Source organism: Corynebacterium sp. Marseille-Q4381 (genome assembly GCF_036881695.1).
Lineage (GTDB): Bacteria > Actinomycetota > Actinomycetes > Mycobacteriales > Mycobacteriaceae > Corynebacterium.
The window spans coordinates 22,909-44,373 of the sequence record NZ_JBAJNR010000004.1 but is presented as its reverse complement, the minus strand read 5'-3'; the positions used below and the strand labels follow the sequence as shown (position 1 = coordinate 44,373).

General features: G+C 65.9%; 18 protein-coding genes. 8 read left to right on the top strand and 10 right to left on the bottom strand.

Features of this window, described 5'->3' with window-relative positions:
• Window positions 1-8 precede the first annotated feature (8 nt).
• The gene (gene rpsR, locus V6D40_RS04370; RefSeq protein ID WP_066530425.1) at window positions 9-260 is read left to right on the top strand and encodes a 30S ribosomal protein S18; all 252 of its coding nucleotides are present in this window, start codon (window positions 9-11) and stop codon (window positions 258-260) included.
• Between the two features lie 86 nt (window positions 261-346).
• On the opposite strand, the gene V6D40_RS04365 is transcribed toward rpsR, so the two are convergent.
• From V6D40_RS04365 to V6D40_RS04340, 6 genes are read right to left on the bottom strand one after another with little or no spacing between them, the layout of a single operon-like run.
• Window positions 347-1,021, bottom strand: a complete 675-nt coding sequence (locus V6D40_RS04365) for a hypothetical protein (RefSeq protein WP_334289148.1) — start codon at window positions 1,019-1,021, stop codon at window positions 347-349.
• Window positions 1,022-1,076: 55 nt separating this feature from the next.
• Window positions 1,077-1,931: a hypothetical protein gene (locus tag V6D40_RS04360; RefSeq protein ID WP_334289147.1), complete on the bottom strand. Its 855-nt coding sequence runs from the start codon at window positions 1,929-1,931 to the stop codon at window positions 1,077-1,079.
• Window positions 1,931-2,818 carry a hypothetical protein gene (locus V6D40_RS04355; protein WP_334289146.1) on the bottom strand — a complete coding sequence of 296 codons (888 nt, stop codon included), beginning with the start codon at window positions 2,816-2,818 and terminating at the stop codon, window positions 1,931-1,933. The genes V6D40_RS04360 and V6D40_RS04355 overlap by 1 nt, the downstream gene beginning before the upstream one ends.
• A 33-nt stretch (window positions 2,819-2,851) precedes the next feature.
• Window positions 2,852-4,435: a bifunctional phosphoribosylaminoimidazolecarboxamide formyltransferase/IMP cyclohydrolase gene (purH, locus tag V6D40_RS04350; RefSeq protein WP_334289145.1), complete on the bottom strand. Its 1,584-nt coding sequence runs from the start codon at window positions 4,433-4,435 to the stop codon at window positions 2,852-2,854.
• Window positions 4,436-4,987, bottom strand: a complete 552-nt coding sequence (gene purN, locus V6D40_RS04345; protein ID WP_334289144.1) for a phosphoribosylglycinamide formyltransferase — start codon at window positions 4,985-4,987, stop codon at window positions 4,436-4,438.
• 11 nt (window positions 4,988-4,998) lie between these two features.
• Window positions 4,999-6,231 carry a cell division protein PerM gene (locus V6D40_RS04340; protein WP_334289143.1) on the bottom strand — a complete coding sequence of 411 codons (1,233 nt, stop codon included), beginning with the start codon at window positions 6,229-6,231 and terminating at the stop codon, window positions 4,999-5,001.
• 264 nt (window positions 6,232-6,495) lie between these two features.
• Between V6D40_RS04340 and V6D40_RS04335 the strand changes: the two genes are divergently transcribed.
• Window positions 6,496-7,242, top strand: a complete 747-nt coding sequence (locus tag V6D40_RS04335; RefSeq protein WP_334289142.1) for a M23 family metallopeptidase — start codon at window positions 6,496-6,498, stop codon at window positions 7,240-7,242.
• A 248-nt stretch (window positions 7,243-7,490) separates the two neighbouring features.
• The gene (locus V6D40_RS04330) at window positions 7,491-8,186 is read left to right on the top strand and encodes a M23 family metallopeptidase (protein ID WP_334289141.1); all 696 of its coding nucleotides are present in this window, start codon (window positions 7,491-7,493) and stop codon (window positions 8,184-8,186) included.
• An 11-nt stretch (window positions 8,187-8,197) separates the two neighbouring features.
• On the opposite strand, the gene pcrA is transcribed toward V6D40_RS04330, so the two are convergent.
• A complete protein-coding gene (gene pcrA / locus V6D40_RS04325) occupies window positions 8,198-10,525 on the bottom strand; it encodes a DNA helicase PcrA (RefSeq protein WP_334289140.1) in 2,328 nt (775 codons plus the stop codon).
• Between the two features lie 91 nt (window positions 10,526-10,616).
• Here pcrA and V6D40_RS04320 point away from each other — a divergent pair, with 91 nt between their 5' ends.
• Both V6D40_RS04320 and V6D40_RS04315 read left to right on the top strand, forming a co-directional pair.
• Entirely contained in the window at window positions 10,617-10,910 is a 294-nt protein-coding gene (locus V6D40_RS04320) for a chorismate mutase (protein ID WP_334289139.1), read from the top strand.
• A gap of 39 nt (window positions 10,911-10,949) precedes the next feature.
• Window positions 10,950-11,639: a type 1 glutamine amidotransferase domain-containing protein gene (locus V6D40_RS04315; protein WP_334289138.1), complete on the top strand. Its 690-nt coding sequence runs from the start codon at window positions 10,950-10,952 to the stop codon at window positions 11,637-11,639.
• Here V6D40_RS04315 and V6D40_RS04310 read toward each other — a convergent pair.
• On the bottom strand, window positions 11,636-11,971 hold the full coding sequence (locus V6D40_RS04310) for an antibiotic biosynthesis monooxygenase family protein (protein WP_334289137.1): 336 nt from the start codon (window positions 11,969-11,971) through the stop codon (window positions 11,636-11,638). The genes V6D40_RS04315 and V6D40_RS04310 overlap by 4 nt on opposite strands.
• 39 nt (window positions 11,972-12,010) lie before the next feature.
• Here V6D40_RS04310 and pgi point away from each other — a divergent pair, with 39 nt between their 5' ends.
• The 3 genes from pgi to V6D40_RS04295 are packed head-to-tail and all read left to right on the top strand — an operon-like array spanning window position 12,011 to window position 15,780.
• Entirely contained in the window at window positions 12,011-13,648 is a 1,638-nt protein-coding gene (pgi, locus tag V6D40_RS04305) for a glucose-6-phosphate isomerase (protein ID WP_334289136.1), read from the top strand.
• Window positions 13,648-15,135, top strand: coding sequence for a glutamate-cysteine ligase family protein (locus V6D40_RS04300; RefSeq protein WP_334289135.1), 1,488 nt, complete (start codon window positions 13,648-13,650; stop codon window positions 15,133-15,135). The genes pgi and V6D40_RS04300 overlap by 1 nt, the downstream gene beginning before the upstream one ends.
• Window positions 15,136-15,150: 15 nt before the next feature.
• Complete coding sequence (locus tag V6D40_RS04295; protein ID WP_334289134.1) at window positions 15,151-15,780, top strand: DedA family protein; 630 nt, start codon at window positions 15,151-15,153, stop codon at window positions 15,778-15,780.
• A gap of 141 nt (window positions 15,781-15,921) precedes the next feature.
• On the opposite strand, the gene V6D40_RS04290 is transcribed toward V6D40_RS04295, so the two are convergent.
• Both V6D40_RS04290 and V6D40_RS04285 read right to left on the bottom strand, forming a co-directional pair.
• Entirely contained in the window at window positions 15,922-16,731 is an 810-nt protein-coding gene (locus tag V6D40_RS04290) for a DNA-formamidopyrimidine glycosylase family protein (protein ID WP_334289133.1), read from the bottom strand.
• Between the two features lie 79 nt (window positions 16,732-16,810).
• Window positions 16,811-21,454 carry an ATP-dependent helicase gene (locus tag V6D40_RS04285; protein WP_334289132.1) on the bottom strand — a complete coding sequence of 1,548 codons (4,644 nt, stop codon included), beginning with the start codon at window positions 21,452-21,454 and terminating at the stop codon, window positions 16,811-16,813.
• Between the last annotated feature and the right edge of the window lie 11 nt (window positions 21,455-21,465).

Genomic DNA, 21,465 nt, shown 5'->3' with positions numbered 1-21,465 from the left:
GCACAACTATGAAGCGCAACAACAACCAGCGCAAGGCTCGCATGGAGCAGTCCCGCCGCCCGAAGAAGAACCCGCTCAAGGCGAAGGGCATTGAGTCGGTCGACTACAAGGATGTTGAGACCCTGCGTCTTTTCATCTCCGACCGCCACAAGATCCGTTCCCGCCGCGTGACCGGTCTGACTCCGCAGCAGCAGCGTCAGGTCGCCACCGCAGTGAAGAACGCTCGCGAGATGGCTCTTCTGCCGTTCACCAGCCGCTAAAGACCGGTTGGCAGCAGCACAAACACCCGCTCTCCCCTCCTACGAGGGTTTGAGAGCGGGTGTTTGTTTTGCCTCGCGTTTGGATCTTAACGCTCGCCGATGAAGACAGAGGCATTGTTTCCGCCGGTGCAGCGGTAGCCGCCAGAGGCCTTGAAGCACGTCATCGTGTACGTCTTCCCTGTCACCGGGCTTTTGGACTCAAGCGTCGCCGGCGCCTGCCCGTGCTGGCGATAGTAGGCCGCGAAGTCTTCGCCGACAACGGCCGAGAACTCGGGCGAGGTCACCGACGTCTCAGATTTGCCGGGAGCAAATTCCTTGTTCTTCGCAGCCTCACGCTCCTCTTCGGCGCGCGACCGCGTCGGCTCGGAAGCTTGGGTTGCTGCACTCGCGCTCGAACCGCCGGCCGGGGCCGATGCAACCGGAGACGTCGAGGTGACCACGACCGTCGACGTAATCGGCTCCGCCTGCCCGGCATCAACAGCCCGGTAAGCGAAGTAGCCGCCCGCACCAAGCGCGGCAGCGATAGCTACGCCGAGCGCAACCCACAACGGCGCGTTAGACTTCGGTTTCTTCTCTGGTTCGGCCTGCCACCCCGCGGGCTGCCAGTCGCCGTACGAATACGGAGCCTGCTGGGCGTAGGGCGAGGCTTGGTACGGCGTTTGGTGCTGCTGAGGCGGGAACTGCTGCGTGGGCGGGTAATCCCTCGGAGCGGAGCTGGGTGAGTCCCACTCGTTCGGGCGGTTGTCATAAGGATTGGACATTGCTACCTCGGATTTGTGAAACCATTTAGCACGCTTATCGTACCGTCACACCCGTCTACCAACAGCTGGCGGGCGGAAGCTGGCGTATGACTGTTTCGACGTCAACAGCCATCATCGACGCCATGCGCTGCGCCGTTTCATACGTGCCGTCAGCGGGTGCTGCGGTCAGCGCCACTCCCCTGCCTTCGACGAGGCCAAGTTGCCGGACGACGTACGATCCTGATTCGTCTGGCCCCCACCCACCCTTAAACTGCGCGCCGCCGAGGAGACCGAGCCCGTAGCGTTGCTCCGCGGTGATCCGCCCCATCATTTCCAGCACAGGTGAAGATGCCGCCGAGCACGGGAGACCGGCAGCGAACGCGGCTTGGTCAGCGGTTGTGAAGACTGTCTGCCCGAACGGCGTGAATCCCGGCCGGGTCAGCTCCGCGTTGACAGCGATTGGTGTTCCCGCCGCGGCGAGCACCGCTTCGACATCCGCAGGTGTGGTTGCCGACCACAGCGTCTCGGCGGCACCGTTGTCTGAGATCGTGACCGCGGCCTCGGCGACAGGCAAGAGACTCGGGTCTGCCTCCAGCGCAGCCACAGCGATGGGAATCTTGATGGTGGACCATGCTACGTAGTCTCGCGCGTCCCCCGAAGTCAGGGTTTGCGCTGTGTTCGAGACAGCAACGCTGGCCTCGCCGCCAAAGATTTCTATAGCTCCCTGCGCGATGCGCGCTAACTGGGTTTCGGGGTCCTCCGCGCCCGGTTCTGCGGACAGCGGAGGTGCCCCGTGCGCGGGCGGAACCGCCGACGTCGACGTGACCGTGGTCGCCGGCGGCAACGTAGCTGTCTGCTCGCCCGCACCCGGCGCGCACGCGGCAAGCGCGCACGCCGCAAGGCACGTCGCTGCGGTGCGCGCGTATCTCATTAGCAGCGCGACGTTGGGAGCTGGCTGGTCATGTTGGACAGGCCGTCGGCAAGATCGTTCAGCATCGCGTAGCTGGACTGGTAGCCGCGCGGGTTGTGGGCCGTGATTGCCACGGCGATGTCGCCGTTCGGCCCCGGGATCAACCCGAATTGCCGGGCAAGATGCCCCTCCTCGTGGAAGTTCCAACCGCCCTTGAACCTAGCGCCCGGGATGCGGCCGAGCCCCCAACGCTGCTCCGGGATGATCCGCCCCATCATCTCCAGCACCGGCTCGTGGCCAGCGACACAGCGAAGGCCGGAGGCGAACTGCGCCTGGTCAGACGTGGTCCACAACGTCCCCATGCGCCACGCGGCCGTGTTGGTGGTGCGCGACCCAGCCTCGGCAATCACGTCGTTCAGCGACGGACCCGGCACAGAAGCGTTGAGCCGGTAAGAGGCGGGGTTGTCGGAGCGCACGATCGTCGCTTCCACGTCGGCGTACGTGCCCGGGTTGTTGCGCAGCGCGATGATGCCGCTCGGCACCTTCATGGTGGAAAACGCCGGCTCGGGCCGGTTGTCGCCCGCGGTGAACTGCGCACCTGCGCCGGCGACCGAAACCGTGGCGCGGCCGCCGTGGCGGGCCTGGACGTCACGCACCAGCGCATCGAGCTGAGCTTGGACCGCTCCCGGTGCTACGTGGGCCCGCGTCGCTGGTGCGGCGCCCGGGGCGTTCACAGGAGGCACCAGCTGCGCCCGCACGGACTCGGGGACGCGGTTTTTCAGTTCCGGAGGCAGCCCGTTGTAAGCCTGGACGATGGCGGGGCCGATGACGGGGATTTCAAACACGGCAGGAGCCGTCGGAAGTGCGATACCCGCGGCGAGCAGCGCCGCGGTGAGACGAGATGACACGGAAGCTCAGGGTCTTTCTGTCGAAGGGCCGCGCTAGTGCGCGAAGTGGCGAGTGCCGGTGAAATACATGGTCACCCCAGCCTCGTTTGCGGCGGCGATGACTTCCTCGTCGCGGATGGAGCCGCCAGGCAGGACTACGGCGGTGACCCCGGAGTCCGCGAGGATCTGGAAACCGTCAGCGAACGGGAAAAACGCGTCCGACGCAGCAACCGCCCCGTTGGTGCGGTTCTTGCCGCCGTCGAGGGTGTTCGCACGGTCGACGGCGAGCTTCGCGGAGTCCACGCGGTTGACCTGGCCCATGCCGATGCCCACCGAGGCGCCGTCGTTGGCGATGAGGATTGCGTTGGACTTCACGCAGCGCACCGACCGCCACGCGAACTCGAGGTCCGCGAGCGTTGCCTCGTCTGCGGCCTCGCCGGCCGCGAGCTTCCAGTTGACGGCGCTATCGCCGTCCGCCTGGTAGGTGTCGCGCTCCTGGACGAGCCAGCCGCCGGAGATCTGGCGGCGCTCCTCGCCGCGGGTCTCCGGTGCAACCTCGAGGATGCGGAGGTTTTTCTTCTCTTGCAGCAGCGCAAGCGCGTCCGGAGCGTAGGACGGCGCGATAATGACCTCGGTAAAGATCGGCTTGACCTGCTCAGCCAGCTCGAGGGTCACCTCGCGGTTGCAGGCGATCACGCCGCCGTAGGCGGACACCGGGTCGCAGGCGTGGGCCTTGCGGTGGGCCTCGGCGATCGACTCGTCCGCCACTGCGAGGCCGCAGGGGTTGGCGTGCTTGATGATGGCGACGCACGGGCGCTCGTGGTCCCAGGCGGCGCGCCACGCGGCGTCAGCGTCCTGGTAGTTGTTGTAACTCATCTCCTTGCCGCCGTGCTGGGTAGCGGCCGCGATGCCCCAACCCTCCGACTCTAGGCGAGCCGCCTGGTGCGGGTTCTCGCCGTAGCGCAGCGCACCCGGGATTTCTGCCGGCGCGTCAGCAGGCAGCGCGGGAGCCTCGGCGGTGGTCGGCGCAGCAGCATCCTGAATCTCGGCGGCCAGCTGACCGGCGAGCCAGGTGGAGACGGCCGCGTCGTACTGCGCGGTGTGGGTGAATGCCTCAAGTGCCAGTGCCTTGCGCTGGTCAAGGTCGAAACCGTTGCCGCGGACGGCCTCGATGACGTCCGCGTAGCGCGCCGGCGAGGTCACCACTGCCACCGACGGGTGGTTCTTGGCGGCGGCGCGAACCATGGAGGGCCCGCCGATGTCGATCTGCTCGACGCACTCGTCGTAATCGGCGCCGGAAGCCACGGTCTCCTCGAAGGGGTACAGGTTAACGACGACGAGCTGGAAGGGCTCAATGCCAAGCTGGTCAAGCTGGCTCACGTGGTCGTCCTTGCGCAGGTCCGCGAGAATGCCGGAGTGGACGCGCGGGTGCAGGGTCTTGACTCGGCCGTCGAGCACCTCAGGGAAGCCGGTGAGCTCAGCCACCTCGGTCACGGCGACGCCAGCGTCCGCGATGCGCTTCGCGGTGGAGCCGGTGGAGACGATTTCCACGCCGGCGGCGCCGAGGGCCTGCGCGAGCTCCTCAACACCGGTCTTGTCGTAGACGCTAATTAGCGCGCGCTTAATCTCGATACCCATTTACCAGGTCACCTTTCCTTGAAGTAGCTCCACAATTTGTTCCCGCTCGACCTTCTTGATCCGTTCATGGAGGGCGTCTTGCGATTCGCCGTCGCGGACGTCCACTGCCCGCTGCGCGATGATTCTGCCTGTGTCCATGCCCTCATCAACGTAGTGCACGGTGCACCCGGTGACTTTCACGCCGTACGCCAGCGCGTCACCGACCGCGTTCGCGCCCGGGAACGCTGGCAGGAGGGAGGGGTGAGTATTGATGGTGCGGCCTTCGTACACGGCCAAGAACTCCGGCCCGAGAATCCGCATGAACCCGGCGGAGACCACCACGTCGCAGTCGGCCGAGCCAACCGCGGCCGCGAGCTTGCGGTTCCACTCGCCGCGGTCTGCCTCCATAGGCACAACCATAGTGCGCACTCCAGCGTTTTCGGCCCGCTCGAGCGCGGGGCACTGCTTGTCCGCGACGACCAGGTTGACCCGGTAATTATCGTCCTGGTTGTCCAGGATGGCTTGCAAGAGGGTGCCCGATCCGGACACGAGTACCACTACGTCCACACTCACGGTGGGCTAGTCTAGTCCCCCCGCACACGCGCAAGGAGCCAGCCGGCAAGGCCCGCTACAGAAGCCCACACAAACAGGGTGAGCGCAAGCGTCCACGGGTTGGCCCCGACGACGCCGTAGGCGCCCACAGCACCGGCCGCATACACCCCGACGAACGCTCCGAAGAGGGCGGCCCAAGTGGCGGTGGACAGGGCGTCGATAAGCAAACCCTGCTCCTTCAACACGAAGCGCACCACCACCGCTGCCGGGATCAGCATGAGCGCTGGGGCCCACGCCGGAACCGCGGAGGGCACCGCGGCGAACAGCGGCAGCGGAGGGGCGGGCACAGCGGTCGCGTCGAAGAGGGAGACGGACGCCGCCGCGTAGTCGAAGCTGCCGCCCAGTAGGACAGCGAGCGTTGCGACGGCCGCGTTCGGGAGGTACCCGAGGCAAATCAGCCACAGCGCGATCCGTCCGCCGGTGCCCAGATTCGGGTACGCGTCGAGCGACGCGCGGATGCCGGCGACGTTTGCCCCAAGGAGCACGACGTACACCGCAAGCCCGCACGCGAGAAGCGCGACAACAAACCGAAACGCTGCCGCAGCGGCCACCGCCGCCTCCTCCGGCACACCGCCGTGGCGCGCGAGCGCCCGCCATACCTTGGGGCCCACACCGATGGCGAATCCGGCTAGGTGCGCAACAAGGGGCGCGAGCAACGCCGCGGCTGGGTTCGGCGGGTCGATCGCGAACACGTTGGCCGCGTCGGTGACCATGAACAGCGCAATCACGCTCAGCGTGAGCGAGGTCAGCGCGAGAACCGCAAGTATTGCGCCGATGTCGCGCACGCTGACCTTCCTTCTTGCCGCGGCGCGGATGCGGGCTGCAATCAGCGCGACGATACCGATGGTGGGCAACAGCGGGACGTTGGCTACTTCTACCCCGTCGATGCTGAGCGGCGCACCGTTGACCGTGAGCCACGTCTGCCCGATGGCTGCCGGCAGGTATGCCAGGCGCCAACCGCTGATCAGGATGACAGCGAAGCAGATCGCCACGACCGCCAGCGCTGTGATGAGCAGCGGCGCCGCGGCCGTCGGGATGAAGCCGCGCATGCGCTGTCCCCACGTGGTCGGGGCCTGCGGCGCGTCTGCGGGCCGCGAGTTGGAGGACACCGTAGCCTTCACCGGTTTGCGGCGCGCGGTGGCCTTCGGCGCTGTGGCGTCGTCCCTGCGCGGCGCGGTGGACCGGGGTGCGTTGTTTGTACTCATCGACGTTTACTCTGCCACCCCGGTTGGGGTAGCAGGCCGATAGACACTCTGCCGCGCACCGCGAACGGATGGTGCCCGTGATAAGCGTGTGACTTGAGGGGCCCTGTAACGTTTCCTTACTATTTCCCGACAGACCTTTGTTGGCGAAGTGGGTTGCTGTCCCGAAACCTATTCGTTACAGTTACCTCGTCTAGATAACGGAAAGGTCACGGTTGACTGCCGCAGCAACCACCCGGGGCCGACGGATCTTAACGAAGAGGCAGCATGTTCAAGTCGTCGAACACCGGTGGCAAGCACCGCAAGCAGAGCCCGAACAAGGGTCGCGTGGCCATTGTCGCCGTCACCACCGGCGCTGTCTCTACCGCTAGCCTCTCGGGCGCGACTGCAGCCGACCTGATCCCGGGCAAGGACTCCGCGAACCAGAGCGTCGAGATCAAGCTCGCAGCCAACGTGGACAAGCTCGAGGCGGTCCAGGACGCGGCCGCGAAGGTGTCCGAGGCCACTGCCGCGCCGCAGATCTTGGCCATCCCGGAGTACAAGCCGATTGACAACCTGACCGAGCAGCTCTCCAAGGCCGTCGAGCACTCCGCCGAGGTAGCCAAGGCCGACCTGGCCGCCCGCCTGCCCGAGGTGGTCAAGCCGGCGCTCGGCGCGTTCACCTCCGGCTTCGGCCCCCGCTGGGGCACGATGCACAACGGCATCGACATCGCCAACGTCAACGGCACCCCAATCCTCGCGGTGCAGGACGGCACGGTCATCGATTCCGGCCCGGCGCAGGGCTACGGCAACTGGATCCGCATCCTCCACAACGACGGCGCCGTTTCCGTGTACGGCCACATGCAATCCCTCAACGTCGCCGTCGGCGACCGCGTGACCGCGGGCCAGCAGATCGCCGGCATGGGCAACATGGGCTTCTCCACCGGCACGCACCTGCACTTCGAGATTCACCCGGACGGCACGAACCCGGTCGACCCGGTGCCGTGGCTCGCGGCCCGCGGCATTTCGCTCTAGCGCAAACACGCCCTTCCGACCCGTCACGCGTTCGTGTGGCGGGTTTTCGTTTTGCCCCCGATTGGTCACGCGCCGCAAATAACATCTGCAACAATTTTCACATCCGTAACAGCCCTTTGAGCTGGCAAAACCCGGCGGATTGAAACAGTCATTCGACAAAACCGCATGTCAGAGCATTGCTTAACGACGCCCCCACCACTAAGTTTTATCCCGGTATGCCCAACGAACGTAAAGGTGCTTCTGCCCGCATGAAAACGAACCGCAACACCCTCGCCGCCGCGGTGGCGGCGGCTCTCGCGCTCACCGTGTGTGCGCCGGCGCCCGCCCACGCGCTGTCCGTCCACCTCAACGGCGCCCCGATCAAGGACAGCCAGGATGCGGTTCGCGCACTCGTCGGCGCCGCGACCACCGTGGCGAAGTCCGGGGCGACGCTGAGCTACGCCGGCTACCAGGTTGTCTACGACCCGCGTTCGTTGGGCGAGGAAATCAGTTCCGCCTTCGCGCCGGAGACCAGCGACAACTCCGTCCGCTTCCAAACCGGCCGCACAGCCGACGGCCGAAAGGTGGTCACCCCGGCAGTCGGCCGCTTCACCTCCGGCTACGGCCCGCGCTGGGGACGCATCCACAACGGCATCGACATCGCCAACAACCTCGGTACCCCGATCTACGCGGTGATGGACGGCACCGTGATCAACGCGGGCCCCGCCCAAGGCTTCGGCAACTGGGTGGTGATCAAGCATGACGGCGGCGAGGTGTCCGTCTACGGGCACATGCGCGACTACAACGTCAGCGTGGGCCAGCGGGTGAAAGCCGGCGAGCAGATCGCGAAAATCGGCAACGAGGGCCAGTCCACCGGCCCGCACCTCCACTTCGAAATCAAGCCCGACGGCCAGAAGCAGGTTGACCCCGTGCCGTGGTTCAAGGCGCAGGGCATCACCATCTAGCGCCGCGCTGCCTAGAGCTTCTCCATCGGCACTCCGCCGATGAGCATGAGGCGCACCGTGCCGGAGGAGCCGAAATCCACGGTGACGGTCTCCCGCACGCCACTGCCCTCAACGGTCAGCACCGTGCCAAGGCCATACTTGGCGTGGTTGACGCGATCGCCCGGCGCCAAGTCGAGTTGCTTGTTCACCTTCATGTCGCCCGCGATACCGCGGCGCGGCCGCTTGGCCCGTGCCGACACCGGCGAAGGGCTGCCCCACGCGCTCGAGTTGTAGGTGGGCTCCGGTTCCACCCGGCGCCAGTCAACGAGGTCCGCAGGGACCTCAGCGAGAAAGCGGCTGGCGGGGTTGGTCACCGGCGCACCCCACGACGCCCGCAGCATGGCCCGAGTCAGGTAGAGCCGCTCCCGCGCTCGGGTGATGCCGACGTACGCGAGCCGGCGCTCCTCCGCGAGCTCGTTCGGGTCCCCCAGCGATCTCAGGTGCGGGAACTGCCCGTCCTCCCAGCCGGTCACGAAGACGACCGGGAACTCCAGCCCCTTCGCGGTGTGCAGCGTCATCATCGTGACCACGCCTTGGTCGTTGTCGGGCAGCTGGTCCGCGTCCGCCACGAGCGACACCTTCTCCAAAAACGCCTGGAGCGAGCCCGGCGCGGGCTCACCTTCCTGCATGACCTCGTCCAGCTCGTCCTGGGTCATGTACGCCAACTGGTTCGCCGCTTCCGACGAAAACTCGCGGGCGACCGAGACCAGCTCGTTGAGGTTGTCCAGGCGCGCCGCGTCCTGCGGGTCGTTGGAGGCCTCGAGCTCAGCCTTGTAGCCGGTGTCCTCCAGAACGCGGGTGACCAACTGGCCCAGATCTGTCACGCCGGTGCCCTCGCTGACCATCGACGGGATGTCGTTCGCAATGCCGCGCATCAGGTCCACGAAGGCCGAAATCGCGTTGACCGAGCGCGAGCTCAGCATGTCGACACGGCCCTCCGCCGCGTCGACAAGCGAGCGCCCGAAGCTCTGGTTGTTGTTTTCCGCGTGCAGCGCAACCATCGCCTGCGCCTTGTCGCCGATCGCCCGTTTCGGCACGTTAACGATGCGGCGCAGACTCACCGTATCGTCGGGGTTCTCGAACACCTTGAGGTAGGCGATGATGTCGCGAATCTCGCGGCGCTCGTAGAACCGCGTGCCGCCGACCACCCGGTACGGGATGCCGGAACGGATGAAGATGTCCTCCATCGCGCGCGAGGCGTTGTTGGTGCGGTACATGATCGCCATGTCGGAGTACTTCATTCCCTGGTCAGACAGCGCGTCGATTTCCGAGGCGATGAACCTCGCCTCGTCGTGCTCATTGTCCGCGACGTAGCCGACGATCTTTTCGCCCTCGCCGTGGGCGGTCCACAGCTTTTTCGGCCTCCGCCCCTCGTTCTGGCTGATCACGGCGTTCGCGGCGTTCAGGATGTTCTGAGTCGAGCGGTAGTTCTGCTCCAGCACCACCGTGGTCGCGTTCGGGTAGTCGCGCTCGAACTCCTCGATGTTGCGGATCGTCGCCCCGCGGAAGGCGTAGATCGACTGGTCCGAGTCGCCCACCACAGCTAACTCCGGCGCGTCGGAACCGTTGCCCACCAGTGTGTGGATCAGCTCGTACTGCGCGTGGTTGGTGTCTTGGTACTCATCCACCAGCACGTGGCGGAAGCGTCGGCGGTAGTAGTCGGTCACCTCCGGGTGCTCCCGGAAGATTCGCACCACTTCTCCGATCAAGTCGTCGAAGTCGAGCGCGTTGGACTGGCGCAGCCGCCGCTGGTACTCGGCGTACACCTTCGCCACCGTGGTCTCGAACGGGTTGTGCGTCTGCTGCGCCTGGGCCTGCGCCTCCTCTGGGCCGACCAGCTCGTTTTTTAAGTTGGAGATCGCGTTCGCCAGCGTGCGCGGCGTGAACTTCTTTAAGTCGAGGCCGAAATCCTTCGCAATCATGCCGAGCAGGCGGCGGGAATCGTCCGAGTCGTAGATGGTGAAGTTGGTGTTGAGCCCAGGCACTAGCTGCGCCTGCTGGCGCAGGATGCGCACGCACACAGAGTGGAATGTGGCCACCCACATGCTCTCGGCTTCGGGCCCGACGAGGTGGGACACACGTTCGCGCATCTCCGCCGCAGCCTTGTTGGTGAAGGTGATGGCCAGAATTTGCCAGGGGGCGACCCCTCGGTCCCGCAGCAGGTGCGCAATACGGCGGGTCAGCACAGCGGTCTTTCCCGATCCGGCGCCGGCGACAATGAGCAGCGGGCCGCCCTGGTGCGTGACGGCCGCCTGCTGCTGCGGGTTGAGTCCTAGGGTCAGATCGGTTTGCTGGGTCATGGGCTAAACCCTACCTACCGACACCAACACGCCCGAACGCGGTTTTCGAATGTTCGAACGCGGCCCGGAGGCGGTGGCATAATTGTCGTTTATGACTAAGCCTGAGATCCGCCTGCCGTCCGGTACCGATGACCCGTTGTCGGATGCGGAGATCCAGGAATACCGCAAGGAGATCGACCGCCTCGACCGCGTTATCCTCGACGCGGTGAAGCGCCGCACGGAGATCTCCCAAGCCATCGGCAAGACCCGGATGGGCTCCGGCGGCACCAAGCTGGTGCACACCCGCGAAGTGGCGATCATCAACCAGTTCCGGGACGAGCTGGGGGAAGAAGGACCGGGCCTCGCCCAGATTCTGCTCCGCTTGGGCCGCGGCAAACTCGGCTAAGCCCGCCGCCCGCACTGCTTCCCGGTGTAGAAAAGGGGCATGAAACTTCTGGCGCTTTCCACCTCCGCCCACCGTTACGAAACGTCCGGTTTGCGCACCGGCGTGTGGCTGGGCGAGTACACCCACTTCTTCGACGCAGTGACAGATGCCGGCCACGAGGTGGACCTCGCCAGCGTGCGCGGCGGGGTGATCCCTGTTGACCCGGTGAGCCTGCAGCCGCCCGTGATCCAGCTAGGCGGGACCAACAAGCGCTACCAAGACCCCGAGTTCATGTCGCAGCTCGACGACTCCCCCGCCATTGCCGATGTCGACCTCGAGGCTTACGCAGGTATCTTCTTGATCGGCGGCCACGGGACGATGTTCGACTTCCTCACCGACGAGGTCAACAACGCCGTCGCCTACTTCGCCGACGCGGAAAAGATTGTCTCCGCCGTCTGCCACGGCCCGGTTGGTCTCTTGGGCGTTCGCACGGCTGACGGCACCGAGCTGCTGCGCGGCCGCAAGGTCACCGGCTACTCCTGGGCGGAGGAAAAACTCGCCCGCCGCGCCGACGAAGTCCCATTCAGCCTGGAAGAGCGCCTGTCGGCAGACGCTGCGGAATACATAACCGCCCGCATCCCGATGACCAAGCACGTGGTGGTAGACGGCAAGCTGATCACCGGGCAGAACCCGATGAGCGCCACCGGCGTCGGCGAGGCTGTGGTCGAGGCGCTGAAGGCCCAGGCTTAGCGGTCTTCCTCCAGAGAGTCGAGGACAACCTCGAACTCGAGCAGCTCCGCGCGTGTGGAAACCGGCGCGGCGTGTTCTGCACCGCCGCGCTCCCCCGCCGGCTTGGCGTGGCCCGCGCGGCCTTCGCCCTCCCACCAGGCTTGGTAGGACGCCTCATCTGTCCAGCGGGTGACCACGAAGTAGCGCTCCTCGCCCTTGACGGGGCGAAGCAGCTGAAAGCCCTCGAACCCCGCCTGCGCGTCGATCGCGTGCTTGCGGGCGGCGAAGCGGCGCTCCAGCTCCTCACCCTGTCCCTCAGGAACAGAAATAGCGTTGATCTTCACAATGCTCATGCCCGCCATTATGCGTAAATGTTGTCTACCGTTGGAGCCATGACGGACATCACCGGTACAGCCGCCTGGGGAAACCTGCAGAAACTGCACGCCGAGAAAACGCGGGTCACGCTGCGGGATCTCTTCGCCGCAGACAGTAAACGCGCGGAGCATTTCACCTTCGACGCCGCCGGTCTGCGGGTCGACCTGTCGAAGAACCTCATCGACCACGATGTTCTCGACGCCCTCGTCGCGCTCGCGGAGGAAGTGGACCTGAAGGGTCGCACCGAGGCGATGTTCGCCGGCGAGCGGATCAACAACACCGAGGATCGCGCCGTGTTGCACACCGCTTTGCGCGCGCCGGCCGACGCCGAGCTGACTGTCGACGGCCAAGATGTCACCGCGGACGTCCACAAGGTCCTGCAGCAGATGCGCGCCTTCGCAACCTCATTGCGCTCCGGCGAGTGGAAGGGCCACACGGGCCGCAAGATCACCACCATCGTCAACATCGGCATCGGCGGGTCGGACCTGGGCCCCGCGATGGCCGCGAAGGCGCTGCGCGCCTACGCCACCGCCGGTATCTCCGCGGAGTTCGTCTCCAACATCGACCCTGCCGACATCGCCGCGGTGCTGGATCGCTGCGACGCGGAAGAGACGCTCTTCATCATCGCTTCCAAAACGTTCACCACCCAAGAGACGCTCACCAACGCGCACGCCGCCAAACGCTGGCTGCTCGAGCACTTCGACGGGGACGAGGCCGCGGTGGCCAAGCACTTCGTTGCGGTGTCCACCAACGCCGAGAAGGTCGCGGCCTTCGGCATCGACACGAAGAACATGTTCGAGTTCTGGGACTGGGTCGGCGGACGCTACTCCATGGACTCCGCGATCGGGCTGAGCCTTATGGCCGTGATCGGCCCCGAGGACTTCATGCGTCTGCTCGAGGGGTTCCACGCCATGGACGAGCATTTCCGTCTCGCTCCGCTCGGTGAGAATGTTCCCGCTCTGATGGGGCTTTTGAACATCTGGTACCGCAATTTCTTCGGCGCTCAGACACACGCTGTGCTGCCGTACTCCGAGGATCTCTCCCGCTTCCCCGCGTACCTGCAGCAGCTGACCATGGAGTCCAACGGTAAATCGGTGCGCAGGGACGGCACGCGCGTGACCTACGACACCGGCGAAGTGTTCTGGGGCGAGCCGGGCACCAACGGCCAGCACGCCTTCTTCCAGCTCATCCACCAAGGAACGAGTCTGATCCCGGCTGATTTCATCGGGTTCGCGCGCCCAGCGCAGGACTTCCCCACCGCGGACGGCACCGGGTCCATGCACGACCTTTTGATGGGCAACTTCTTCGCGCAAACCAAGGTGCTCGCCTTCGGCAAGACCCAGCAGGAAGTCGAGGCCGACGGCGTCACCACAGAGCTCGCCGCCCACAAAACAATGCCGGGCAACCGTCCGACCACCACCATCCTCGCAGAAGAACTCACCCCGTTCGCGCTGGGCACGTTGATCGCGCTCTACGAGCACATCACGTTCACCGAGGGCGCGGTCTGGGACATCAACTCCTTTGACCAGTGGGGCGTGGAGCTTGGCAAGACGCAGGCAAACGATCTCGCCGTGGCCGTCCAAGGTAAAGAAGACGCCGCGACGGGCGACGCATCTACCGACGCCCTGATCACCTGGTACCGGCACCACCGCTAATGGGCGACAAGGTCTCGCGCGACAGCTACTCACCGCGCCAACGCACTGTCTACCGCCGCCAGCTTGAGCAGGAGCTGGAGGAGTTCGACCGCCACCTGCAGGACGCCGAGTTCGTGGCGCACGGCACGATCGGCCTCGAGCTCGAGCTCAACCTCGTGGACGACCAGTTGCAGCCCCACCCAAACAACATGGCCGTGCTCGAAGGTTTAAGCGACGAGTTCCAATCCGAGGTGGGCCAGTTCAACGTCGAACTCAACCACCCGCCGCTCGCCATCGCGGGTGACGGGCTTGCTTCGCTGGAACAGGGGATAGAGCAAAGGCTTAACGACGTCCGCCGCGCCGCCCGCGACGCCGGATCCACTGTCGCCATGGTGGGCTCGTTGCCCACGCTGACCACCGAGTTCCTCGAGGATCCGGTGTGGATGACGCCCGAGAACCGCTACGCCGGCCTCAACAATTCGGTGATGGAGTCGCGCGGCGAGCTCGTGCAGATGAACCTGTGGCGCGAAGAGAACTACGCCCACGACTTCGAAAGCATCGCGCCGGAGTCTGCCTGCACCTCGATGCAGCTGCACCTGCAAGTAGCGCCGAACATGTTCGCGAGCGCGTGGAACGCGGCGCAGGCCATCGCCGGCGTGCAGGTAGCGTTGTCCGCGAACTCGCCGCTGTTTCTCGGCTACCGGGTGTGGCACGAGTCCCGCGTCCCCGTGTTCAAGCAAGCGATGGACACGCGCACCCAAGAGTTGATCAACCAAGGCGTTCGCCCGCGCGTCTGGTTCGGCGACGGCTGGATCACGTCAGTGTTCGACCTTTTCGAGGAGAACGTCCGCTACTTCTCGCCGCTTCTGCCCGAGGGACGCGCAGAGGCCGGAAAACAAGCGATGGACGGCAACAACCCCGGCCTGCACTACCTCAACTTGCAGAACGGCACCATCTGGCGCTGGAACCGCCCAATCTACGATCCCAGCGGGGAGCTCTCCCACATCCGGCTGGAGAACCGGCTGCTACCCGCCGGCCCAACCGTCAAAGACATCGTCGCCGACGCCGCGTTTTTCTACGGTTGCGTGAAAACGCTGGCCGAACAAACCCGCCCAGTGTGGTCGCGTTTAAGCTTCGACGACGCGCGGGAGAACTTTCGCCAAGGATCCCGGCACGGGCTGACCGCCAACCTCACGTGGCCCACCCTCGGCACGCTCCCCGTCACCGAGCTGGTCAGCGAGCACTTCCTTGCGATCGCGGAAGACGGGCTGCAAGCGCTGAACGTAGACCAAGCCTGCATCGACGAGTCCCTCGGCATCATTGAAGGCCGGGTGAACACACGCCAGAACGGGGCGATGTGGCAGCTCAACGCCCTCAACGTTGTGGGAGGGGGCACCAGGCCAGATTCACGGGAGCGTCGGCAAGCGCTGGCCCGGGTGCTCCGCCAATACCTGAAGAATCAGGAGTCCGGCGCGCCGGTGCACACTTGGTCGCTGGATGTCGAATAGGGCAAGATTGGCGCAATGCAGAGCATCATCGACTGGATCGTCAACCTGATGGAGACACTCGGCGCCCCCGGCGTCGGCATCGCGATCCTTTTGGAGAACCTGTTCCCGCCCATCCCCTCCGAGGTGGTGCTGCCGCTCGCCGGCTTCACTGTCGCGCAGGGCAGCTTGAACATGCTCAATGTGTTCATCTGGTCGGTGCTCGGCTCGGTCGTCGGCGCGTACGTGCTCTACGGCGTGGGCGCGTGGCTCGGGCTGGAGCGCCTGCGCAGGATCGCCGATTGGATGTGGCTGGTCAAGGCCTCGGACGTGGATAAGGCGATGGACTTCTTCCACAAGTACGGCAAGCCATCGATCTTCTTCGGCCGGTTGATCCCGGGTATCCGCTCGCTGATTTCCATCCCCGCGGGCCTAGACAGGATGAACCTCATCACTTTCGGTCTGTGGACCACGCTCGGCTCCGGCATTTGGAACGCCATCCTGATCTACTTGGGTTACCTGCTCGGCGATAACTGGGAGAAGGCCACCGGCTACGTCGACGCGTACTCCAAGGTGATCTACGTGGTGCTGCTGCTGATCATCCTCGGGTTCGTGGCGTTCTTCATCCGCCGCGCGGTGCGGGAGAAGAACGCGCCGGCTAAGGCATAATAACCACCCTGCGTAACCGCTCAGCAATGTCGGTGGTCTCTGGATGATCGACAGCAAGCCACACCGCGAGGTCGAACCAATCGTCTGAGCTTGTCTGGGACACCGGCAACCATAGAGGTTTTGCCTGAAGTCGGCGCCCTGCTAAGGCTCCGGCTGGCACTGCGGGCACCACCAGATCACCCGCTCCAAGTCTCCCTCGCCGCCGAGAAAGTCCTTCTTGATCAACGTGCCGCAGCGCCGGCACGGCTTGTTGTTGCGCCCAAAGACGTAGCTCGTCTCCCCTGCACGCTTCACCCCGGTGGTCACCCGCACGGGGGAGTCCTTGTTCGCCCACATCAAGCGCCGCGCAAGGAGCACATGCTTGCCGACGTCCACCTCCCCCACCTTCTCCCGCGGATGCGTCCCAGCCAGAAAATTGATCTCGGCGCGGTACTCGTTGCCGATGCCGGCAAGGTTGCGCTGGTCTAACAGCGCGCGGCCGATTTCGAGATCGGGGTGGGCCTGAATCCGCCGCACCGCCTCGTCGAAGTCGAAATCCGGGTCCAAGAGGTCGGGGCCGAGGTAGCCCATCTCCGCCTCATATTCGCGGGCCGGAAACACGCGGACGAGGCCGAGCCAAAAACCGACGAGTTCGATGTCGGGCTGGGGGGCGTCGTCAAGCTGCAACACCACGCGCGCAGCATGCCCGGGCTTTCGCCACCTGGTGCCCACCCTGTGCATCGACCACGTGCCCTCCATTTTGAGGTGGGTGTGCAGGATTTGCGGTTCGTGGCCCGGCGCCGCGAACTCCATGAAGAGGTGTTTACCGTAGGGCCACACCCGCTTACACGTCATGCCGGTGAAGTCGACGGTGGCGTAGCGCGGGACCTGGATGCTCGTGCGGGTCACCTCGCGACCGGCCATCCACTGGAGGCGTTTCGACAGCTGGTAGACGGAATCACCTTCGGGCATGCGTGCGAGGGTACCCGTCCGGGTCTCCTTCAACCACCCTGCGCAACCGCGCCGCGATGCCGGGGGCTTTTGGGGTCGATCAGTCGTCGAAACTTAAGCCCTCGGGCGGATCTGGATCCAGCTCTTCGAGCGCCTCGGCCACGCTCCGGCCGCGCCGCTTCGGCGGCGCAGTGGCTTTCGCACCGATCTTCACGCCCTTGTGCGTCACGGTCGCGCCGTACTGCTTCAGGCTGAACGCGGGTTCCCCGTTGAGCTTTTCCACCCCGACAGGCTCCATCCGCCCGGCGCGCACGGCGTGCGCCAGGGCGTCGACAACTAGCGGCATCGGGTCGCCAACACCGTCTGGAAACGCGTTGAAGAATGTGGTCATAGTTTTTCCGCCGCGGGTGATGTGGGCGGCCAGCAGGCCGTCGATAAGCACCACCATTGCCCCCGCGGAGCGGGTCGGTCCCTGGGTTGGCCACGGTAGCGCGGCACCGTACGGGTTCGCCGGATCGGTGGCGGCGAGCACGTGGACGAGCGGGTCGCGGGCACCCGACGGCCAGCCGACCACGTCGTCCGAATCTTGGTGGCCGCGCAGCCGGTCGATGGTTGCTGGCGTGGAGAACTGCGACGCACCGAGCCCCTCGACGAGGTAGCCGCGCATCGCCTTGCCCGATTCTTCGAACCCGGCCAGCGTTTTGTAGGCCAGCGCGAACCCGCCAAGAATGTCCTCGGCAACGACTGAGCCTCGGGTGACCACACCGTAGCGGTCCAAAAGTGACTCCCCTAGCGCCACCGAGCGGCGCGTGGCGTCAGCGTCCGGGGTCGGGGTGAGCGACCAGCGGCCGACCATGTCGGGCGGAGTCAGGGTAGCGAACGAGGTGCGGCCCGAGCGCACCCTGCTTCTTGACGGCCTCCGCTTCGCCCGGTGCGCCGTCTTCCCGCCGGCCAACCTCGCTCGAACGGGGGCGAAAGAATCCGGGGCCACAAACCCGGCCTCGACGAGATCCCAGATCGCCTCGCGCAGCTCCTCGGTGGTGGTGGTCGGCTCGAGGAGATCCTGGAAGAGGAATCCGCCGCCGCGACGCACTTTCTCCATCACCTGCGACTGGGTCAAGCTCAGCAGCGGCTCGTCCACCTGCGGCATGAGCTGGGCGGCGTAGTCGGCCGGCAGAAGCATGATCCACGGGTCGCGGGCGCCAGCTTTGCCCGCGCCGACGATGGCGATCTCACCACTCGCGGTCAACTCATCCAGATGCGCCGGGGAGTAATCGCCCACGCGAGAGGGCAGAATGTGCGACTCCCACGCGGAAGCCGGCAACCGCACTCCGGCCAGCTGCTCAAGCACGGAGTACACGCCGTCAGCTCCGCGCAGCGCCGGTGTAACACCGTGCGGAGCCACGTTCGACCACGCCGGCAAAAAGCGGGCGTACGCCGACTGGGTGACCGGTCGGGTTTGGGCGCGCGCAGCCGCCAAAGAACGGGTGCGGATGATCCGCAGTACCTCCGCGGCGACGTACTCCTCTTCGTCCACGCCCTGTCGGTAGCGCCCGGCCACCACCTTGCCCGCGTCCACCAACGGTTGCAGCGCGGAATAAGCGGCGCCAACCGCCAACCCGAACGCGTCCGCTAAATCCCTTAAGACGAACGGCCCGCGCGTGCGCACCCAGCGGCTGACCAGCTGCGCCAGCGCGTCCGGAATCGTCTGCACTTGGGCAGGGACGCCGGGCGGGACCGGGATGCCTAACGCATCCCGGAGAAGTGGGGCGTCCAGCACCTGCGCAACGTGCTCGCGACCGCCGATGCGCACCCGCATCATGCGCGCCGGCCCCAGCGCCTGCTCCAGCGAGATCAAGGGCACGGAGGTATACAGCGAAAGCTCGTCTACCGGGATCGGGCCCACGATGCGCAGCGTGTCGGCGAACTGCTCGCTTGTTTCCGCGCGGCCCACGCGGCGCAAGCTCGCGTCGACCTCGGCAATGATGTCCGCATCCAAAAGTTCCCGCAGCTCAACGGTTCCCAGGAGTTTGGCCAACAGCGACGGGTCCAGCGACAGCGCCGCGGCGCGCTTCTCCGCGAGCGGGGTGTCGCCCTCGTACATGAACGCGCCGGTGTAGTTGAACAGCAGCGATGAGGCGAACGGGCTTGGTGTTTCCGTTGTCACCTCCGCGATACGCACGCGGCGGGTGGCGATGTCGCGCATCACCTCGGACAGCGCGGGCAGGTCGTAAACGTCCTGCAGGCACTCGCGCACGGTCTCCAAAATGATGGGGAAAGACGGGTAGTTGCGCGCGACGTCTAAAAGCTGCTCTGCCCTTTGCCGCTGCTGCCACAGCGGGGCGCGCTTGCCCGGGTTGCGACGCGGCAGGAGCAGGGCGCGGGCGGCACACTCGCGGAAGCGCGACGCGAACAGCGCCGAGTTGCCCACCTGCTCGGTGACGATGTCCGCGATTTCGTCCGGGTCGAATTGGAAGAGCGACCCGTCCGGCTCCTTCTCCCCCTGCGGCAGCCGCAGCACAATGCCGTCGTCACCCGCGACCGCCTGCGCGTCCATCCCGGTCTCCTGGCTCACACGCCACCCCGTCGCCAGCGCCCACGCGGCGTTCACCCCCTTGCCAAACGGGGTGTGCAGCACCACCCGCCAGTCCCCCAGCTCGTCGGTGAAGCGCTCGAGCACCAGTGTCGTGTCGTCGGGCAGTATGCCGGTGGCTTCCTCCTGCTCCTCGAGGTATTGCAGGAGGTTGCTGCGCGCCCGCTGGTCCAAGGAAGGGTCCAGGGAGCTTTTTGCTTGTCGACGAAACGCCCCAACCGCCTTCCCCAACTCATACGGCCGACCCAACCCGTCACCAGTCCAAAACGGCAGACGGCCCGTATGCCCGGGCGCCGGGGAGACCTGCACCTGGTCGCGCGTGATGTTTTCAATCCGCCAGCTGGACGCGCCGAGCGTGAACACGTCGCCGACCCGCGACTCGTACACCATCTCCTCATCCAGCTCACCGACCCTTCTGGGCACGCCGCCCTCCGCGTCGGAACCGACCAGGAACACCCCGAACATGCCGCGGTCCGGGATCGTGCCGGCGTTGGTCACCGCGACTCGTTGCGCGCCGGGACGGGCTTTGAGTATGGAACCCTCCAGGATCGCGCGGGGACGCAGTTCCGCGAAGTCCGTGGACGGGTACACGCCGGTAACCAGGTCGATCACCGAGTCGAACACGTCGCGAGCGAGGTCGCGGTAGGGCCAGGCTTTGCGCACCGTGTCGTACCACTCGTCCACGTTCAAGTCCTCGAACGCGACCGCCGCCACCGTTTGCTGGGCGAGCACGTCGAGCGGGCTGCGCGGCGGCTTGAGCTCCTCGATCAGCCCCTCTCGCATCCGCGGGACGGTCACCGCGGCCTGGACAAGGTCGGAGCGGTGCTTGGGGTAAAAAATGCCCTCAGAGACCGCGCCGACGGAGTGCCCGGCGCGGCCGACGCGCTGCAAGCCAGAGGCGACGCTCGGCGGCGATTCCACCTGGATGACCAGATCGACCGCACCCATGTCGATACCCAGCTCCAGGGAGGAAGTGGAGATCACGGCCTTCAGCGAGCCTTCTTTCAGCATGGTCTCGGTCTGGAGCCGCTCCTCCTTCGACACGCTGCCGTGGTGGGCGCGCGCAATCACCGGCGCCGCGTGGCCAGCGGTGTCGACGGATTTCATCAGTTGCGCGGGCGGGCGCCGCGTCGGCGCGCTCAGCGACTCCGGGGTGTGCTCCTTGGCCCACAGCTCGTTGAGCTGGCTGGTGAGCCGCTCTGCGGCGCGCCTGGAGTTCACGAACACGATGGTCGAGCGGTGCGCCATCACCTCGTCGTACACCGCGCGCTCAATGTGCGGCCAGATGCTCTGGTGCGCCCCGCTGAACGTTTCGGTCGGCTCGCCGCCGAAGCCCAGCTGGTCGTCCACGACCGCCTCGCCGATGGTGGATGCGTCCTCCGGAACCGGCAGGTCGCTCATGTCGTCCACCGGGACCCGGACGTCAAGCTCCCACTTCTTCTCCGCGGGCGGGTTGATGATCGTGGTTCGCGGGCCTAGGAAGTTCGCCACTGTTTCCATCGGCCGCACCGTGGCGGAAAGACCGATGCGCTGGAACTTCCCCGCAAGGCGCTCGAGCCGTTCCAGCGACAGCGCCAAGTGAACGCCGCGCTTCGTGCCCGCGAGCGCGTGGATTTCGTCCACGATCACCGTGTCCACGGTTTTGAGGATCCCCGCCGCCTTTGAGGTGAGCATGAGGTAGAGCGATTCCGGCGTGGTGATCAGGATGTCTGGCGGTTTGCGCAGCTGGCGGTTGCGCTCCGCCTGGGGGGTGTCGCCGGAGCGCACACCGACGGAGATGTCCGGCATCTGCTTGTCCATCCGCAGAGCCACGCGCGCGATGCCGGCGAGCGGCGCTCGCAGGTTGTTCTCAACATCCACACCGAGCGCTTTGAGCGGCGAGATGTAGAGGACGCGGGTGCCGCCGTGCGTGGATTTCTCGCCCCCGCTGATCGGCAGCGCCTGCTGCCCGGAGCGCTCAACCAACGAGTTCAAAGACCACAGAAACGCCGCCAGCGTCTTGCCGGAGCCGGTTGGAGCGACAACGAGGGTGTTCTCCCCCGCCGAGATCGAGCGCCACGCTTGGTCTTGCACCGCGGTGGGCGCGGAAAAAACCTCCTCGAACCACGTCGCCACCTGCGGGTGGAAGCGGGCGAGCACGTTGTCGGACATGGCGAGGATCC

What these genes read in the sequence shown, in the direction of transcription:
- V6D40_RS04315 (WP_334289138.1), top strand. Translation starts at nt 10,950, where the DNA reads ATGAAACTTCTGGCGCTTTCCACCTCCGCCCACCGTTACGAAACGTCC.
- V6D40_RS04335 (WP_334289142.1), top strand. Translation starts at nt 6,496, where the DNA reads ATGTTCAAGTCGTCGAACACCGGTGGCAAGCACCGCAAGCAGAGCCCG.
- purH (WP_334289145.1), bottom strand. Translation starts at nt 4,435, where the DNA reads ATGGGTATCGAGATTAAGCGCGCGCTAATTAGCGTCTACGACAAGACC.
- V6D40_RS04360 (WP_334289147.1), bottom strand. Translation starts at nt 1,931, where the DNA reads ATGAGATACGCGCGCACCGCAGCGACGTGCCTTGCGGCGTGCGCGCTT.
- rpsR (WP_066530425.1), top strand. Translation starts at nt 9, where the DNA reads ATGAAGCGCAACAACAACCAGCGCAAGGCTCGCATGGAGCAGTCCCGC.
- V6D40_RS04340 (WP_334289143.1), bottom strand. Translation starts at nt 6,231, where the DNA reads ATGAGTACAAACAACGCACCCCGGTCCACCGCGCCGCGCAGGGACGAC.
- V6D40_RS04295 (WP_334289134.1), top strand. Translation starts at nt 15,151, where the DNA reads ATGCAGAGCATCATCGACTGGATCGTCAACCTGATGGAGACACTCGGC.
- V6D40_RS04365 (WP_334289148.1), bottom strand. Translation starts at nt 1,021, where the DNA reads ATGTCCAATCCTTATGACAACCGCCCGAACGAGTGGGACTCACCCAGC.
- pcrA (WP_334289140.1), bottom strand. Translation starts at nt 10,525, where the DNA reads ATGACCCAGCAAACCGATCTGACCCTAGGACTCAACCCGCAGCAGCAG.
- pgi (WP_334289136.1), top strand. Translation starts at nt 12,011, where the DNA reads ATGACGGACATCACCGGTACAGCCGCCTGGGGAAACCTGCAGAAACTG.
- V6D40_RS04330 (WP_334289141.1), top strand. Translation starts at nt 7,491, where the DNA reads ATGAAAACGAACCGCAACACCCTCGCCGCCGCGGTGGCGGCGGCTCTC.
- V6D40_RS04320 (WP_334289139.1), top strand. Translation starts at nt 10,617, where the DNA reads ATGACTAAGCCTGAGATCCGCCTGCCGTCCGGTACCGATGACCCGTTG.
- V6D40_RS04300 (WP_334289135.1), top strand. Translation starts at nt 13,648, where the DNA reads ATGGGCGACAAGGTCTCGCGCGACAGCTACTCACCGCGCCAACGCACT.
- V6D40_RS04310 (WP_334289137.1), bottom strand. Translation starts at nt 11,971, where the DNA reads ATGAGCATTGTGAAGATCAACGCTATTTCTGTTCCTGAGGGACAGGGT.
- V6D40_RS04285 (WP_334289132.1), bottom strand. Translation starts at nt 21,454, where the DNA reads ATGTCCGACAACGTGCTCGCCCGCTTCCACCCGCAGGTGGCGACGTGG.
- V6D40_RS04290 (WP_334289133.1), bottom strand. Translation starts at nt 16,731, where the DNA reads ATGCCCGAAGGTGATTCCGTCTACCAGCTGTCGAAACGCCTCCAGTGG.